General features: G+C 65.2%; 14 protein-coding genes. 11 read left to right on the forward strand and 3 right to left on the reverse strand.

Translation table 11 applies throughout. From position 1 onward, the window contains the following. Window positions 1–20 precede the first annotated feature (20 nt). From ACMDCR_RS12065 to ACMDCR_RS12110, 10 genes are all read left to right on the forward strand, one after another. Entirely contained in the window at window positions 21–518 is a 498-nt protein-coding gene (locus tag ACMDCR_RS12065; protein ID WP_413992755.1) for a (2Fe-2S)-binding protein, read from the forward strand. Next, window positions 515–1,573, forward strand: coding sequence for an FAD binding domain-containing protein (locus tag ACMDCR_RS12070; RefSeq protein ID WP_413992756.1), 1,059 nt, complete (start codon window positions 515–517; stop codon window positions 1,571–1,573). The genes ACMDCR_RS12065 and ACMDCR_RS12070 overlap by 4 nt, the downstream gene beginning before the upstream one ends. After that, window positions 1,563–3,821, forward strand: coding sequence for a xanthine dehydrogenase family protein molybdopterin-binding subunit (locus ACMDCR_RS12075; RefSeq protein WP_413992757.1), 2,259 nt, complete (start codon window positions 1,563–1,565; stop codon window positions 3,819–3,821). Before ACMDCR_RS12070 ends, ACMDCR_RS12075 begins: the two co-directional genes overlap by 11 nt. A 369-nt stretch (window positions 3,822–4,190) precedes the next feature. Further along, on the forward strand, window positions 4,191–4,811 hold the full coding sequence (locus ACMDCR_RS12080) for a CDP-alcohol phosphatidyltransferase family protein (RefSeq protein WP_413992758.1): 621 nt from the start codon (window positions 4,191–4,193) through the stop codon (window positions 4,809–4,811). A gap of 62 nt (window positions 4,812–4,873) precedes the next feature. After that, a complete protein-coding gene (locus ACMDCR_RS12085; protein WP_413992759.1) occupies window positions 4,874–6,631 on the forward strand; it encodes a bifunctional alpha/beta hydrolase/class I SAM-dependent methyltransferase in 1,758 nt (585 codons plus the stop codon). A 97-nt stretch (window positions 6,632–6,728) separates the two neighbouring features. Then, window positions 6,729–8,066 carry a phosphatase PAP2/dual specificity phosphatase family protein gene (locus tag ACMDCR_RS12090; RefSeq protein ID WP_413992760.1) on the forward strand — a complete coding sequence of 446 codons (1,338 nt, stop codon included), beginning with the start codon at window positions 6,729–6,731 and terminating at the stop codon, window positions 8,064–8,066. Continuing rightward, the gene (locus ACMDCR_RS12095; RefSeq protein ID WP_413992761.1) at window positions 8,059–8,502 is read left to right on the forward strand and encodes a hypothetical protein; all 444 of its coding nucleotides are present in this window, start codon (window positions 8,059–8,061) and stop codon (window positions 8,500–8,502) included. The genes ACMDCR_RS12090 and ACMDCR_RS12095 overlap by 8 nt, the downstream gene beginning before the upstream one ends. Next, entirely contained in the window at window positions 8,499–9,164 is a 666-nt protein-coding gene (locus tag ACMDCR_RS12100; RefSeq protein ID WP_413992762.1) for a lysophospholipid acyltransferase family protein, read from the forward strand. Before ACMDCR_RS12095 ends, ACMDCR_RS12100 begins: the two co-directional genes overlap by 4 nt. After that, window positions 9,161–10,102 (forward strand): phosphatidate cytidylyltransferase, encoded by a 942-nt coding sequence (locus tag ACMDCR_RS12105; RefSeq protein ID WP_413992763.1) that lies wholly within the window; start codon window positions 9,161–9,163, stop codon window positions 10,100–10,102. Before ACMDCR_RS12100 ends, ACMDCR_RS12105 begins: the two co-directional genes overlap by 4 nt. A gap of 106 nt (window positions 10,103–10,208) precedes the next feature. Further along, window positions 10,209–11,225, forward strand: a complete 1,017-nt coding sequence (locus ACMDCR_RS12110) for an aldose epimerase family protein (protein WP_413992764.1) — start codon at window positions 10,209–10,211, stop codon at window positions 11,223–11,225. Between the two features lie 95 nt (window positions 11,226–11,320). Here the strand turns inward: ACMDCR_RS12110 and ACMDCR_RS12115 are convergent, their stop codons facing one another. Then, entirely contained in the window at window positions 11,321–12,409 is a 1,089-nt protein-coding gene (locus ACMDCR_RS12115) for a PLP-dependent cysteine synthase family protein (RefSeq protein WP_413992765.1), read from the reverse strand. A gap of 103 nt (window positions 12,410–12,512) precedes the next feature. After that, window positions 12,513–13,517, reverse strand: a complete 1,005-nt coding sequence (locus ACMDCR_RS12120; protein WP_413992766.1) for an asparaginase — start codon at window positions 13,515–13,517, stop codon at window positions 12,513–12,515. Window positions 13,518–13,696: 179 nt separating this feature from the next. On the opposite strand from ACMDCR_RS12120, the gene ACMDCR_RS12125 reads away from it, so the two are divergent. Further along, entirely contained in the window at window positions 13,697–15,160 is a 1,464-nt protein-coding gene (locus tag ACMDCR_RS12125; RefSeq protein ID WP_413992767.1) for an NAD-dependent succinate-semialdehyde dehydrogenase, read from the forward strand. Window positions 15,161–15,228: 68 nt separating this feature from the next. On the opposite strand, the gene ACMDCR_RS12130 is transcribed toward ACMDCR_RS12125, so the two are convergent. Then, a complete protein-coding gene (locus tag ACMDCR_RS12130; RefSeq protein ID WP_413992768.1) occupies window positions 15,229–16,020 on the reverse strand; it encodes a hypothetical protein in 792 nt (263 codons plus the stop codon). Between the last annotated feature and the right edge of the window lie 304 nt (window positions 16,021–16,324).

Raw genomic sequence — 16,324 nt, forward strand, 5'->3', positions numbered from 1 at the left:
TACTGAATGGAGTATCCCTCATGTCTCTCTCCATCAGCCTCACCATCAATGGTCGTCTGCGCAGGGTCGATCTCGACGATCCACGCGTGATGCTGCTCGACCTGTTGCGCGAGCGTCTGGATCTTCCCGGCAGCAAGAAGGGGTGCGATCGAGGCCAATGCGGCGCCTGCACGGTGCTGGTCGACGGGCGGCGCATCAATTCCTGCCTCGCGCTCGCCGTGAGCCTGGACGGTGCTGAGATCACCACCATCGAGGGGCTGGCCGAGGGCGGTGAACTCCATCCGGTCCAGGCTGCCTTTATCGCCCATGACGCCTTTCAGTGCGGCTATTGCACTCCCGGCCAGATCATGAGCGCCGTGGGCCTCATCTCGGAAGCTCAGGCGGGCGACGATCCCGAGCGCATTCGCGAATTGATGAGCGGCAATATCTGCCGCTGCGGGGCCTATCAGGGCATCACCGAGGCCGTGCAGGACGCGCAGAAGATCCTCGCAGAACGCAACCGGAGGAACGCGGCATGAACCGCTTCGACTATTTCAGGCCCTCCAGCATTGCGGAAGCCGTGGCGGCTGGCGCCGAGCCCGGCTCGGCCTATCTGGCCGGCGGCACCAATCTGCTCGACTTGATGAAGGTGGGCATTGCACGGCCCGAACGGGTCGTCGATATCTCGCGCCTCCCCGATCTCGACCGCATCGAATGGCTTGCCGATGGCGGCGTGCGCGTCGGCTCGCTCGTCCGCAATGCCGATCTTGCCTATGATCCACGCTTCGCGCGGACCTTCCCGGCCGTCGCCGAAGCGCTGCTGTCGGGCGCGTCCGCCCAGCTTCGCAATGCGGCGACCGTGGGCGGCAATCTCCTGCAGCGCACGCGCTGCGCCTATTTCCACGACCGCGCCAGCGCTTGCAACCGGCGCGCTCCGGGGTCGGGGTGCGATGCGCGCGACGGCGAGAACCGGCTCCACGCCGTGCTCGGCTGGAGCGAGAACTGCATCGCCACCCACCCCTCCGATTTCTGCGTGCCGCTGGTGGCATTGGATGCGGTAGTTGAAGTCGCGGGGCCGCACGGCGCCCGCGAGATCGCCCTCGACGATCTGCATCTCGTGCCTGGTGCCACGCCACACCAAGAGATCGCGCTGCAGCCTGGCGAGTTGATCGTGGCAGTGCGACTTCCCACCCAAGCCGCCACCTTCGCACGCCATGCGCGCTACCTGAAGCTGCGCGAACGCACCTCCTATGCCTTCGCCGTGGTTTCGGCGGCTGCTGCGCTCGACATGGAGGGCGGCGTGATCCGCGAGGCGCGTCTTGCGCTCGGCGGCGTCGCGCCCAAGCCCTGGCGCGCAAAAGAGGCGGAGGCCTCGCTGGAAGGCGCCCTGCCTTCGGCTACGGCCTTCGCGAAGGCGTCCGAGCTGGCTCTCGCCGAGGCGCGGCCGTCCGGCGACAATGCCTTCAAGATCGAACTGGCACGCCGCATCCTCGCGCGTGCACTCACCCTTGCCCTCGAGGGGACACCGGCGGCCATGCCTGCGCTGCCGGCTTCGCCCTTCACCACCACTCCGGGAGTGACCCATGCTGCATGAGAGCGCCAGTTCACAGGCCCCGTATCGCCGTCACGGCTCCAATGCGGGCCAGCCCCTGACACGTCGCGACGGCCCGCTCAAGGTCACCGGCCGTGCCACCTTTGCGGCCGACAACCATCCCGAAGGCATGCTCTATGCCGTGACGGCCGTCAGTGCCATAGCCCGCGGGCGGGTCACTGCGCTGGACGTCGATGCCGCGAAGGCCCATCCCGGCGTTGTCGAGGTCATAACCCCGGCCAATCGGCCGCCGCTGGCGCATGATCCGGACGTGAAGATGGCGCCCTTCGGCTTTCGGGTGGAGGTGTTGCAGGACGACACGGTGCGTTATGCCAATCAGCCTATCGCGCTGGTGATCGCCGAGACGCTGGAGGCGGCGACCGAGGGCGCGCTGCTGCTCAATCCCCGTTACGAGGTCGAAAGCGCCCGCACCACGCTGGAGAGCGGGATGCGCTACGATCTCACGGCTGTCGGCGTCGGCTCGCCGGCGCGAACCGCCCATGGCGACCTCGAAACAGGCTTTGCAGCTGCCAGCATCGTGACGGAAGCCGAATATTTCACGCCGCCGCAATACCACAACGCCATGGAGCCCCACGCCGTGGTGGCGCAGTGGGATGGCGACCACCTGACGCTCGACATGCCCAACCAGGCCATGACCCTGAGCTGCATCTCCTATGGGGCCTATTTCGGCATACCAGCGCAGAACATCCTGATCCGCTCGCCCTTCCTCGGCGGCGGCTTCGGCTCAAAGGCGATCCTCAACGGGCCGCAGATCCTCGGCATCCTCGCGGCGCGCATGCTGAAGCGGCCAGTCAAGCTCGTGCTGACGCGGGCACAGATGTACGGACCTGTCGGGCATCGTGGCAGCACCTGGCAGACCCTGCGCCTCGGCATGGACGATGAGGGACATCTTACGGCGCTGCATCATCACGCCCTCTGCGCCACCTCCAGCTTCGACGATTTCATCGAGCCGGCGGCGAACGCCTCGCTGCCGCTTTACGCCAGCCCCGTCATCCTTGCCGAGCATTCGGGCCTCAGGCTCGACATCGGCACGCCGGGACCGATGCGCGCACCGGGGGAGGCTTCCGGATCAGCGGCGCTGGAGGTCGCGATGGACGAGGCCGCCCAGGCCTGCGGCATGGATCCGCTCGACTTCAGGCTCGCCAACTATGCCGAGACCGAGCCGGGCAGCGGCAAGCCCTTCTCCTCCAAGGCGCTGCGCGAATGCTATGCCGAGGGGGCCAAGCGCTTCGGCTGGTCGGGTCGCCCCCTGCAGCCGCGTCAGATGCGGGACGAGAACGGCTTCCTGGTCGGGTGGGGCATGGGCACGGCCGTGTTCCATTGCCCGCACTTTCCGGCGGAGGCTCGCGCGACCCTGCGGGATGACGGCACGGCGCTGGTCGAGACATCGGGGGCCGACATGGGGCAGGGGGCCTGGACCGCTCTCGCCCAGATCGCCGCCGAGGCGCTCGGCCTCGATCCCGATCAGGTGGAGTTCCATTCGGGCGTTTCCAGCCTGCCCGATGGGGGTATCGCCGGCGGTTCCGGCCACACGGCCAGTGCGGGGCTCGCCCTCAACAATGCCGGCATGGACGCCATTGCAAGGCTTGCCGAACTCGCCACCGCCGATTCCCGCTCGCCGCTGTTCGGTGCCGGCAATATCGGCGTGGTCGCTCGCAATGGCCGGCTGCATCGCCGCGACGACGAGGGGCACAGCGAAAGCTACGCCGAGATCCTCAAGCGTGCCGGGCAGGTCATGGTGGTCGGCCACGCGAGGGCGATGCGCGACCCGGCGGCCGGCGCGGCGCATGCGCTCTTCTCTCACGGAGCCGTCTTCGCCGAGGTGAAGGTCGATCCCGACCTCGGCCAGGTGCGCGCCACCCGCCTCGTCGGCGCCTTCGCGGCCGGCCGCATCATCAATCCGCGCCTGGTGCGCAGCCAGTATTTCGGCGGCATGATCTGGGGCATCTCCTTCGCCCTGCACGAGCAGGCGATCACGGACCCCCGCACCGGGCGGATCATGAACGCCGACCTCGCCGAGTACCACGTGCCCGTCAATGCCGACGTGCCGTCGCTCGACGCGATCCTGATCCCGGAGGAGGATCCCTACATCAATCCGCTGGGCGTGAAGGGAGTCGGCGAGATCGGCATCACCGGCACGGTGGGCGCCATCGCCAACGCGGTCTGGCACGCTACCGGCAAGAGGGTGCGGCGGTTCCCGATCAGGATCGAGGATTTGGTGATTGGTTGACGAACAAGGCGGCTTACGCCTGAGACGAGCGGGCGTCCCATTCATCGGTGCCGGCTTGGCGATGTGAGAGGGGAGTGGCGATCTCTGATCGCCATTCTTCAAAACGCTGCTTTTAATGCCAACGGAAGATGGCAGTCGGAGACTGCCACTCCGTATTTGGCGCGTCCCTGCCGGTAGAGAAAGAGCGCGGGGTTGGAGTGGCGGTCTCCGACCGCCATTCCGCGTTTGGGACGCCAAGGCCGGCGTCCGTTAGACTGTGCCCATTGCCGCTGAACCCGTTTCGGATGAAGCCCATAAGACGCATCGACCACCCGGTTGCAATTGCCGTGCATTGGCCGAGTATGACAACTTTGCGTCGCGGAGCCATCCATGAGCCTTTACGCCCTCAAGCCGCGCTTCCAGGCCCTGCTGCGTCCGCGGGTGACACGGATGGCCGATGCCGGCTACACCGCCAATCAGGTCACGCTGGCGGCGGCGGGCGGCTCGCTCGTCGTCGGGCTCGGCGTCGCATTCTTGTCGGATCTGCGCATCCTCTTCCTGCTGCTGCCGGTCTGGCTGTTCATCCGCATGGCGCTCAACGCCATCGACGGCATGCTCGCCCGCGAGTTCGGCCAGAAGAGCCTGCTGGGCGCCTATCTCAACGAGATCGCCGATGTCGTCTCCGATGCCGCACTGATCCTGCCCTTTGCCACCCTGCCTCTGTTCGGCCCGTTCTGGACTGGTGCGGTGATCGTGCTCGCCGTGATCAGCGAGTTCGCCGGCGTGATGGGGCCGATGGTCGGCGCCTCCCGCCGTTATGACGGGCCTCTTGGCAAGAGCGACCGGGCCTTCGTGTTCGGGGCGCTCGGGTTGTGGATCGGCCTCGGCCTGCCGCGGCCGGAATGGCTGTTCTGGCTGATGCCCCTGGCCGTGCTTTTCCTCACACTGACCATCGTCAATCGCGTGCATAAGGGTCTGCGCGAGGCACGGAGCCACCAAAGCGTCTCGTGATCTGACGGTATCGTCAAGAATCGCAAAGACGCGTCGAAACGCGTTTTGCTTAGGGAGAATTAATGCGTTCCGTCGAGACAAGCCACTTCCCCACCCATGACGGCGTGTCCCTGTTCTACCGGCATTGGCCGGCGATGAACGGCCGGCCCAGGGGCGCCATCGTATTTTTCCATCGCGGCCACGAACATTCCGGCCGCATGGCGCATCTGCCCGACGAGCTCGGCATGCCCGACTATGATCTCTTCGCCTGGGATGCCCGCGGCCATGGCGAATCCCCCGGCGAACGCGGCGATGCGCCGAGCTTTGCCGCTCTGGTACGCGACGTGCAGGGCTTCATCGATCATATCGGCCGCGCCCATGGCATTGCCCCCGCAGATATCGCCGTGGTGGCGCAGAGCGTCGGAGCGGTTGTCGCTGCCACCTGGGTGCATGACTACGCGCCGAAGATCCGAGCGCTGGTGCTTGCCTCGCCCGCCTTCAAGGTGAAGCTCTACGTGCCCTTTGCCCGGCCTGGCCTGAAGCTGATGCAGAGGGTGCAAGGCAATTTCTTCGTGCAGTCCTATGTGAAGTCGACCTTCCTGACGCATGACAAGGCACGCCAGCAATCCTTCGACGAGGACCGGCTGATTACCCGCTCAATCTCGGTGCGCATCCTGCTCGGCCTATACGAGGCGGCCAGGCGCGTGGTGGCGGACGCCCGGGCCATCGTGGTGCCGACGCAGCTCCTGGTCTCCGGCTCGGACTGGGTGGTGCATCACGGGCCGCAGCACCGCTTTTATGAAAATCTCGGCGCGGCCACCAAGGAGCGCCACGTCCTGCCGGGCTTCTATCACGACACGCTGGGCGAGAAGGACCGGGCCGTCGCCATCGGCCATATCAGGCGCTTCCTGACGGAGCGCTTCGCTGCTCCTCTGGAGCGCCAGAACCTCCTCGATGCCGACCGCCAGAGCGCTTCGCGCGACGAAGCGGACAGGCTGGCCTCGCCCCTCTCGCCGGCCTCGCTGAAGGGGCTGTACTGGGCTGGCACCAGGCTCGGCCTCAGGGCCACGGGCCTCGTCTCCGACGGTATAAGGCTCGGCCACCGGACGGGTTTCGATTCCGGTTCGACGCTCGATTATGTCTACCGCAACACGCCGTCAGGCCGCTCGGCACTCGGGCGCCTGGCCGACAGGAACTACCTCGAAGCCATCGGCTGGCGTGGCATCCGGCAGCGCAAGCTCCATGTCGAGGAGTTGTTGCGGTTGGCGATCGCCCGTCTGAAGCAGGAGGGCAAGCCCGTCAACGTCCTCGATATCGCCGCCGGCCATGGCCGTTATGTGCTGGAAGCGCTGGAAGCGGAGGGTGTGGCACGCCCGGATACGATCCTTCTGCGCGACTACAGCGACATCAATGTCGAGGCCGGTGGCAGGCTGATCGCCGAGAAAGGCTTCGCCGATATCGCCCGTTTCGTGAAGGGTGACGCCTTCGATGCCGCAAGTCTTGCAGGCATCGAGCCGAAGCCGACGCTCGGGCTGGTTTCCGGTCTCTACGAACTTTTCGCCAGCAACGACCTGGTGAAATGGTCGCTGGGCGGCTTGGCCGCGGCGATCCCGCCGGGCGGCTACCTGATCTATACCGGCCAACCCTGGCATCCCCAGCTCGAATTCATTGCCCGCGCCTTGACGAGCCACCGTGAGGCCCGGGCCTGGGTGATGCGCCGGCGCATCCAGGCCGAGATGGATCAACTGGTCGAGAACGCCGGCTTCGAGAAACTGGAGCAGCGCATCGACGAATGGGGCATCTTCACGGTGTCGCTGGCCCACCGCAAAGGCGCGTCATGAGGATACTGGGCCCGGATACCGGCTCTTCGCTGCGCTACGGCCGGAATGACGAACCGCTCTCGGCTCATCGCCAGCAAACCCCAATTCGGAGTTCGGCATGACCCTGGCCGTTCCGCAGGATGTACCGTCCCGCCGGCCCTGGCTGCGCGCGTTTCTCTGGCTCGCGGGCCTCGGCATCCTGTTCTACACAAGCTATCCGCTCGCCAATTATCTCGCCGACCAGCGTGCTTTCATCCCCTCGATCGTGTTCGATTGGGAGAAGGGCATGCCCTTCCTGCCCTGGACGATCATTCCCTATTGGTCGATCAACTTCTTCTATGCCGCCTCGCCGTTCTTCTGCACCACGAAAGCGCAGGTCGATACACTCGGCCGGCGCCTGCTGACGGCGCAGCTGATCGCCGTCACCTGCTTCATCCTCTTTCCGTTGCGCTTCAGCTTCGCCAAACCCGAGATCGGCGGCGGCCTGCCGGGCCTCCTGTTCCAGGCGCTGATGAGTTTCGACAAGCCTTACAACCAGGCACCGTCACTGCACATCGCCCTGCTGGTCATCCTCTGGAGCCATTATGCCCGTTTCATCCCGGCCTGGGTGCGCTGGGCCTGGCATCTGTGGTGCGTGCTGATAGGCGTCTCCGTGCTCACCACCTATCAGCACCATTTCTTCGACATACCCACAGGCGTGCTGCTCGGCCTTTTCTGCCTCTGGCTCTGGCCGGATGTGCCGGATAGCGCCCGGGTGACGCCGGTCCAGCGCGTCAAACGCCTGAAGCTCGCCGGCTTCTACGTGCTCGGCGCCTCGCTTCTCGCAACTCTCGGTATTGCCCTTGGCGGTTGGGGCCTGTGGCTGTGCTACCCCGCGGCGTCCCTGGCGCTGGTTGCCGCCAACTATCTCTGGCGCGGCGCCGGCGGCTTCCAGAAGCGGCCCGACGGCAGCATGCCGTTCGCTGACCGTCTGCTGTTCGCGCCCTATCAGCTCGGCGCCTTCCTCAATTCGCGCTGGTGGACGCGCACTGCGCCAGCGCCGGCCGAAATCCTGCCCGGACTGTTCCTCGGCCGCATCCCCTCCCGGTTCGATCGGCAGGTGGCCTCCTTCGGGACAATCGTCGATCTCTGCGCCGAATTGCCCGCTCGGCAGGGCAGGGGAGCCGTGGAGGCCTTTCCGCTGCTGGATCTGGTTGCGCCTTCCCCTGCCACCCTCGCCGAGGCCGCCAAATCGATTGAAGCTGCGCGTGCGAACGGTACAGTGCTGGCGTGCTGTGCGCTCGGGTATTCGCGCAGCGCGGCCGCCGTCGCGACCTGGCTGCTGCAATGCGGGCGGGCGGAGACGGTGGAGGAAGCAATTGGAATCATACGCGTTGTCCGGCCTGCCATTGTTCTCGGGCTCGATGCGCGCGTCGCCATTGCGGCGGCAAGGAAGACAGGGAAGGCCGATGGCTGAGGCACAGGAAAATCCGGCAGTCATCGCCGCAATCGCCGCCTCCTATCTCAGGCAAGGCCGGCTGCTCGACCAGATCTCACGCGGGCTGACGCTGATTGGCTCTGTCGCAGTGATCGTCGGCACCTATGCTTCGGCACCTCTCGCCGTCATTGGTCTTGCCGCACTCTCGGTGCTGTTCGGCTTGGCCGAAACCTATTTCGCTTTGCGCGCCGGGTTTGACGCCGAGATCTTCAGCCATCTCGCCACAGGCTCCTTCAGTGCCACGACCTTCGACGGCTCGATGAAGCGGCTCAAGCTGATCCATTCCAACCGCACGCCGCGGCCGATGTCGGATCGTGCCAGGGGCGCCATGGTGCTGGTGCGCTACCAGGCGATGGCCATGGGCCTGCAGATTGTCAGCATCCTGACGCTGCCGCTGCTCGGCATTCTTCTGTGACCACATCGCCGCCTGCCGAAAGCCGTTCGATCGCGGGGCGGCTCGCAGCTTCCGCAGCCATAGGCCTTGCCCGCCTCGTCACGGGCGTGCGCGGCAATTGGCTGGGCTGCCTGCCGGCTCGGGAAGCGCGCATCTATTTCGCCAACCACAACAGCCATGGTGACTTCATCCTGGTGTTGACGGTCTTCCCCGCAGCCTTGCGCGCCACCGCCCGCCCCGTCGCCGCGCGCGACTACTGGGAGGCCAGCGCGGCCCGCCGCTTCTTCGCCCGCAGCGTCTTCGACGCCGTGCTGATCGATCGCGAGGCCGTCACCCGTAGCGTCGATCCGATCGGCCAGATGAGCGGTGCCCTGGAATCGGGCTCTTCCCTGATCCTGTTCCCGGAGGGCACCCGCAATACCACTGACCAGCCGCTGCTGCCATTCAAGTCAGGCCTTTACTGGCTCGCGAGGCGCCAGCCAGGGATCGACCTCGTGCCGGTATGGATCGAAAACCTCAACCGCGTCATGCCCAAAGGCGAGTTCCTGCCGGTGCCCTTCCTGTGCACGGTAACCTTCGGCGCACCCCTGCGCCTGGCGGCCGGCGAGGAGCGGCAGGCCTTTCTCGACCGTAGCCGCGATGCGCTGCTTGCCTTGCGCCCACGGGAAGGGGACGAGGCATGACCGTCGACAGCCACGCCCTCGCGCTCGTCGGCGGCATCGCTGCCTTCCTGTGCATCGCCTCGGCCATCGGCTGGCTGCTCGACCGCCGCGCCGGGCCGCAGGGCGATCCAGGCATCGACAACCTCAACGCCCGTATCCGAGCCTGGTGGGTGATGGTGGCGCTGATGGGCGCGGCCTTCCTGCTCGGCAAACCCGGTGTGATCCTGCTCTTTGCCTTCGCCTCCTTCGCGGCGCTGCGCGAATTCCTGACGCTCACGCCGACGCACCGGGCCGACCACCGCACCTTGTTCGCCATGTTCTTCGTGGTGCTGCCGATCCAATATTATCTGATCTGGATCGAGTGGTACGGGCTCTATTCGATCTTCATCCCCGTCTATGTCTTCCTGCTCATGCCGATCCTGATCGCGTTGCGGGGCGACACCGCCAGGTTCATGACACGCGTCGCCGAGATGCAGTGGGGCGTGATGATCGCCATCTTCTGCATCTCCCATGTGCCGGCGCTGCTGACGCTCGACATTCCGGGCTTCGAGACGCGCAAGCTTTTGCTGATCGCCTTCCTCGTCATCGTCGTGCAGATGAGCGACGTCCTGCAATACATCTGGGGCAAGCTGTTCGGCCGCCACAGGGTGGCGCCGAAGCTGTCCCCTTCCAAGACCTGGGAGGGGCTGGTCGGCGGCGTCGCCAGCGCCACGCTGCTGGGGGCCTGCCTGTGGTGGATCACGCCCTTTACCTTCCTGCAGGCCGGCCTGGTGGCTCTCGTCATCACGCTGATGGGCTTCTTCGGCGGGCTGGTGATGTCGGCCATCAAGCGCGACCGCGGCGTCAAGGATTGGGGCCACCTGATCGAAGGGCATGGCGGCATGCTCGACCGGCTCGATTCCGTGGTCTTCGCCGCGCCGATCTTCTTTCACTTGGTTCGCTATTGGTGGACGGTATAACTATGAGTCGTCATCGCATGGTGATGCGTTACAGCCAGAATGACGGCGGCGCGTTTCATCCGCAGTAGGCCCCTCCGACCGCAATTCCACAGCTTGAGGAAATCCCATGTCCAATCCCGTTCTGTTCGGCACCTTCGGCGGTGCCGATGTGCTCGAGGTCACGCTTCGCTCGGATGCGGGAGCGGAGGCGAAGGTCATTTCCTATGGCGCCGTGGTGCGCGATCTCCTCGTGCCGTCCAAGGCGGGGCCGCAGCGGGTGGTGCTCGGTTTCGAGAAATTCGAGGATTATCCGGAGCATTCGCCGCATTTCGGCGCCGTTCCGGGCCGTGTCGCCAATCGCATCGGCTTCGGCACGTTCACGCTGGACGGGCAGACCTATGACCTGTCCAAGAGCCATGGCGGCCCACACACCCTGCATGGCGGCGCCACCGGCTTCGGCAAGCGTGCCTGGTCGCTGGTGCAGTCGGACGAGCGCTCGGCCACTCTCGTGCTGGTCTCCGAGGATGGCGACATGGGCTTTCCCGGCCGCGTGGTCACGACCTGCAGCTACCGCATGCTGGAGCCTGCGACGCTGCAGGTGATCTTCACCGCCACCACCGACAAGGCGACGCCCGTCAACCTCGCCCAGCATTCCTATTTCAACCTCGACGGCTCGGCCGACGTGCTCGACCACCACATGGAGATCGACGCCGATTTCTACACGCCCACCGATGCCGACCTCATCCCCACTGGCGAGATCCTCTCGGTGGCCGGTACGCCCTGGGATTTCCGCCAGGACCGCACCCTGCGCTTCGACACGCCCGACGGCTCCTTCAAATATGACGGCAATCTCGTGCTGCGCTCCTCCGGCGTGCTGGCGCGGGCGGCGCGTGCCTGGTCGCCCAGGAGCGGCGTGAGCCTGGAGACGTGGACGACGCAGCCCGGCGTGCAGCTTTACGATGCCGCCAAGCTGGACATCCCGGTGCCGGGCCTGGGCGGGGCGACATATGGCGCCTACGGCGCCTTCTGCCTGGAAACGCAGAACTTCCCGGATGCCGTCAACAAGGCGCATTTCCCTTCGTCTATCCTGCGGCCGGGGCAGGTGTACCACCACGAGACGCAGTATCGCTTCGGGCAGGTGTAGTTTCCCGGGTGCGCGGACGTCTCGTCCGCCTCTTGGAAACGATGGCGCTGAAACAAAGGAGAGGCGGACGAGACGTCCGCGCACCCGGGAAGAACTCACGCCGCCGGGAACTGATAGCCCGGCGTGGAGCGCGACAGCGCCACTTCCTCGGCATCCATCTCCGCTTCAATGCCCTCGAACATCGGCGTCGTCATGTAGCGCTCGCCCGTGTCGGGAAGCATGCACAGGATGACCGACCCGGCGGGCGCCTTTTCGGCGATGTCGCGGGCCACGGCGAAGGTCGCGCCGGCGGAGATGCCGACGAAAATGCCTTCCTTCTGGGCGAGGGCTCGAGCCCATTTGACGCCCTCGCTGCCCGGGATGGGCACGAGTTCGTCATAATATTTCCTGTCGATGGCTTCCTGCAGCACCTTGGGGATGAAGTCCGGCGTCCAGCCCTGGATCGGATGGGGCTCGAAGGCGGCATGGCCCACGGCCGGTGCGCCATCCGCCTCGCGCTCCTGGGGCTTGCCGCTGCCGAGGAGCTGGGCATTTGCGGGCTCGCACAGCACGATCTTCGTCTCGGGCCGCTCCCGCCGCAGCACGCGCCCGACGCCAGTGACGGTGCCGCCCGTGCCGTAGCCGGTGACGAACCAGTCGAGCCGCTTGCCGGCGAAATCATTGATGATCTCGCGCCCCGTCGTCGTCTCATGGATGTCGGCATTGGCCTCGGTCTCGAACTGATGGGCCAGGAACCAGCCATTGGCCTCGGCGAGCTCGACCGCCTTGCGGTACATGCCGAAGCCTTTCTGCACGCGCGGCGTCAGCACCACCTTGGCGCCGAGCATGCGCATCAGCTTGCGCCGTTCGATCGAAAAGCTGTCCGCCATGGTCACGACCAGCGGATAGCCCTTCTGCGCGCACACCATGGCAAGCCCGATGCCGGTATTGCCGCTGGTGGCCTCGACGACGGTCATGCCCGGCTTGAGGGCGCCTGTGCGCTCGCCATGCTCGATGATGGCGAGGGCAAGCCTGTCCTTCACCGAGGCTGCGGGATTGAAGAACTCGCCTTTCACATAGATCGTAGCGTGAGCGGGTGCGAGATTGTTGACGCGGATGACGGGCGTATCACCGACCGTTTCCAGAATGCTTTCGAAAAGGCGGCCGCGGCCGGATGTCGTCCTTGGTTGATTTTGCTCGGTCATTTCAACCTTTCCTTGTTCTGTGATTCACCGACACGGAAACGTGGTAGCAACCTTGTCGTGACTTGAACGTTGGATGCGCTTGTCCGACGAAGCACAGGCAAGCCTAGGCCAAGGCTCCCGCCAGCCTCAATCGTCCAACCTCCATCCCGTTCCAGTTCTTCTGCACAGGAGCGAGGAAGGGCTTGAGCGCTTCACCCTCGTGCTCCGACAATGGCAGCAGTTTGGCGATCACGCCCGCCATCATCAGCTCCGAGGCGCGAGTGCCGCCATCGTCGCATTTGAGGGCGACGCCATAGCCGAGCTCCGGGAAGCTGGCGCAGAACACGCCCTCGGCGCCAGTCTTTACGAAGACGCGCTCGCCGAAGAGCGCCATGATATTGGTGTCGAAGCGCTTGCTGCCGGCCACCAGGAAAGGATCTGCCGCGGCAGCCTTGCGGATGCGCGCCGCTGCCCTGGCGCGCTCGGGGCCGAGATGAGCGCCGCTGCCGAAGCGGGCGAAGCCGCGCGCCACGCCTGCCAGCGGCGCGGCCTGCGTCGGGATGGAACAGCCGTCGATGCCGACTCCGTCACCGGAAAGCGTGGCGCCGCTCATCTCGTTCACCGCGCCCATGATCTCGCGCATCACCGGATGGCTGGCCTGGATATAGCCCTGCGGGTCGCGCGCCTCCGCGCAGGCGAGGCAGATGAAGCCGGCGTGCTTGCCCGAGCAGTTGTTGTGCAGGGCCGAGGGCTTCTGGCCGGCACGGACGAGCGCTTCGGCGGCCTTGCGGTAGCTTGGCGGGTGGATGCCGCATTCGAGCGAGCCGACATCGCGCCCCACCCTGGCGAGCATCGAGACGGCGGTCTCGACATGCCGGGGTTCACCACCATGCGAGGAGACGGCGAGGGCGATCTCGGCATCGGTGAAGCCGAGCTTGTCGGCAGCCCCGGATTCAAGCAGCGGCAGTGCCTGGAAGGCCTTCACGGCCGAGCGCGGATAGACGGGCCGCTCCACATCGCCGAGGGCCAGCACCAGCCGGCCTTCCGGGTCCGACACGGCCACCGCCCCGCCATGCCGGCTTTCGACCAGGCCGCCACGCACCAATTCGGCCACAACGGGGTTCGACATCGATACCTCGGTAATTCAACGACCGCGGAGACATTTCGGGGGAGGGTCCTCAGACCCGGTTCCTTGGTGTCCCGCAAAGATAAGAAAGAGGCCGGGTCTGAAGAGCCGCCCCCCGACACGCATTGATCGGCGCCCTCGGAAAGCCTATCTAAGCGCCATCACGCTTCGGAGGAAGGCTCATGTTGGACAAGACCGCTCAGAAACTCGAATTCAAACGTGAGGCTGCCTATGTCAACGGGCAATGGATTGCCGCCGACAGCGGCAAGACCCTGCCTGTCCACAATCCGGCCACGGGCGAGCTGATCGGCACGATGCCCGATTGTGGCAAGGCCGAAACCGCCCGCGCCATCGAGGCCGCCAATGCGGCCTTCCCCGCCTGGCGCGCCAAGACAGCCAAGGAACGCGCCAAGATCCTGCACAAGCTCGCCGATGTCGTCGAGGCCAATGCCGATGCGCTTGGCGTGCTGCTCACCGTGGAGCAGGGCAAATCGCTCGCCGAGGCCAAGGGCGAAGTGAACTTCTCGGCGGCCTATGTGCGCTGGTTCGCCGAAGAGGCGCAGCGCGTCTATGGCGACGTCATCCCCTCGCCCTGGCCGGGCCGCCGCATCCTGGTCACCAAGGAGCCGGTGGGCGTGGTCGGAGCCATCACGCCCTGGAACTTCCCGTCCTCGATGATCGCCCGCAAGCTCGGCCCCGCTCTGGCCGCCGGCTGCACCATCGTGATCAAGCCGGCCGCCCAGACGCCCTATTCGGGCCTGGCCTGGGGCGCACTGGCCGAGATGGCCGGCATTCCGGCCGGTGTCGTCAACGTGCTGACCGGTTCGGCCAGTGCCATCGGCGGCGAACTCACCTCCAATCCGCTGGTGCGCAAGATCACGTTCACCGGCTCGACGCCGATCGGCAAGCTGCTGGTCGAGCAATCGGCCAAGACCTTGAAAAAGGTCTCGATGGAGCTCGGCGGCAATGCACCCTTCATCGTGTTCGACGATGCCGATGTCGACCGTGCCATCGAAGGCGCCATGATCGCCAAATACCGCAATTCCGGCCAGACCTGCGTGTGCACCAACCGCTTCCTGGTGCAATCGGGCATCCATGACAAGTTCGTCGAGAAGCTGATCGCGGCGTCCAACGCGCTGAAGGTCGGCAACGGCCTCGAGCCGGGCGTGCAGCAGGGCCCGCTGATCGACGAGAAGGCGGTGGCGAAGGTCGAGGAGCACCTCGCCGATGCGGTCTCCAAGGGTGCCAAGGTGGTGGCTGGCGGCAAGCGCCATGCGCTCGGCGGCAGCTTCTTCGAGCCGACCGTGGTGACCGGCGTCACGCCGAAGATGCTGGTGGCGCGCGACGAGACCTTCGGCCCGCTCGCCCCGGTGTTCAAGTTCGAGACCGAGGAAGAGGCCATCCAGATGGCAAACGACACCGAATTCGGTCTCGCCTCCTATTTCTACACCAAGGACCTCGGCCGCGCGTTCCGCGTCTCAGAAGCGCTGAGATACGGCATGGTCGGCGTCAATGAAGGCCTGATCACCACCGAAGTCGCTCCCTTCGGCGGCGTCAAGGAATCGGGCATGGGCAAGGAAGGCTCGAAATACGGCATCGACGACTATGTCGACGCCAAATATGTCTGCCTCGGCGGTCTCGACTGAGAGGCAGCGCCTGACCAATCCGTCGAACGCCCCGGCTTACCCCGGGGCGTCTGCTTTTGTGGGGAGGTCTATTCGAATACGTCCACTAGATTCTGCTCACGCATGCCCTCCCTACTCGCGCGCAACTCGAAATAGATCACGCAAGCGAGGGCGAAGATAAAGGAGTCGTAGAGGATATTGGCTGGCAGGATGTAAAGAAGATAGGAGACGGAGTCATTGCCAAGACCGGGCGAATAGAGCTGTCTCAGTCGATATGCAAGCTGGATGTAACCATAAAGTATGGCGTAGGGGATGACGTTGAGGACGAATATCCGCCCCAGATTGCGTTTGGCGAGCGATGCGCCTCGCTTAATTGAGGCGACGATACCGAGCTTCTCGAAGGAAGCTGCAGGCGCAATTGCAACGAAGAGGCAGGCTGCAACGAGGCCCGGGATGACTAGGAGGACCATGCCGACGCAGGTGGCAAAGGTCGTGATGATCGCACCGACCAACACGACCAGTATGTTGAAGATGCCGCCGCGCAGGCCCCGGGCGACTCGCGGGCGGTTGCCGGTAAGGATATCATCGGTCCAGAACACGGCGAAGGCGACCGCGGCCTTGCCGGCAATACCGAGGAAGAACGAATAGACGAGCGAACCTAGGAAGAATCCCCAGTAGCCGTTGAGGCCCCAGCCGAGCAATGGCCGCATGACGGCCGAGTAAATCGGGCCGATCAGCCAGCGCATGGAAGCACAGGCACCGCCCAGCAACAGGAACAGCGCAAAACCGCTCCTGTAGGCCGAAAAGGTGCGGCGGAAGACCGTGGCGACACGAAATTCGTAGTTGGATGCGACTTCGGTGATAGCAGCGTGGGATTGCATCACGGTTCTCGATGGGGTGCTGTGTGGTGCAGACACTCTCCCATCGTCCGGTAGTGGACAAGTCCCTTCGGAACAACCCCGCATGGAGAAGGATCCATAGGTTGCTGTTCAAATAAGTCCGACAGGTCCTGCCTCAACGCTACAATCGGTGACGTGGTTTCTTCGGGCGATAGCGTGACATTTTTGCCAGCATGGGCTGTAAAAGGCGCTTTGGACGAGGATTCTCGCCCCGCGTGGCGATATCGCCTCATTTTCGCCCCTTCACCGACTATTCACCGCTTTGGCTGCATTGAAGGCGGCACGG

The sequence above is a fragment of the Labrys okinawensis genome, assembly GCF_047345005.1.
In the GTDB taxonomy this organism is placed as follows: domain Bacteria; phylum Pseudomonadota; class Alphaproteobacteria; order Rhizobiales; family Labraceae; genus Labrys; species Labrys okinawensis.

Coding starts and splice junctions, on each gene's coding strand:
- ACMDCR_RS12070 (WP_413992756.1), top strand. CDS start 515: ATGAACCGCTTCGACTATTTCAGGCCCTCCAGCATTGCGGAAGCCGTG.
- ACMDCR_RS12105 (WP_413992763.1), top strand. CDS start 9,161: ATGACCGTCGACAGCCACGCCCTCGCGCTCGTCGGCGGCATCGCTGCC.
- ACMDCR_RS12130 (WP_413992768.1), bottom strand. CDS start 16,020: ATGCAATCCCACGCTGCTATCACCGAAGTCGCATCCAACTACGAATTT.
- ACMDCR_RS12125 (WP_413992767.1), top strand. CDS start 13,697: ATGTTGGACAAGACCGCTCAGAAACTCGAATTCAAACGTGAGGCTGCC.
- ACMDCR_RS12115 (WP_413992765.1), bottom strand. CDS start 12,409: ATGACCGAGCAAAATCAACCAAGGACGACATCCGGCCGCGGCCGCCTT.
- ACMDCR_RS12110 (WP_413992764.1), top strand. CDS start 10,209: ATGTCCAATCCCGTTCTGTTCGGCACCTTCGGCGGTGCCGATGTGCTC.
- ACMDCR_RS12095 (WP_413992761.1), top strand. CDS start 8,059: ATGGCTGAGGCACAGGAAAATCCGGCAGTCATCGCCGCAATCGCCGCC.
- ACMDCR_RS12090 (WP_413992760.1), top strand. CDS start 6,729: ATGACCCTGGCCGTTCCGCAGGATGTACCGTCCCGCCGGCCCTGGCTG.
- ACMDCR_RS12075 (WP_413992757.1), top strand. CDS start 1,563: ATGCTGCATGAGAGCGCCAGTTCACAGGCCCCGTATCGCCGTCACGGC.
- ACMDCR_RS12085 (WP_413992759.1), top strand. CDS start 4,874: ATGCGTTCCGTCGAGACAAGCCACTTCCCCACCCATGACGGCGTGTCC.
- ACMDCR_RS12120 (WP_413992766.1), bottom strand. CDS start 13,517: ATGTCGAACCCCGTTGTGGCCGAATTGGTGCGTGGCGGCCTGGTCGAA.
- ACMDCR_RS12065 (WP_413992755.1), top strand. CDS start 21: ATGTCTCTCTCCATCAGCCTCACCATCAATGGTCGTCTGCGCAGGGTC.
- ACMDCR_RS12080 (WP_413992758.1), top strand. CDS start 4,191: ATGAGCCTTTACGCCCTCAAGCCGCGCTTCCAGGCCCTGCTGCGTCCG.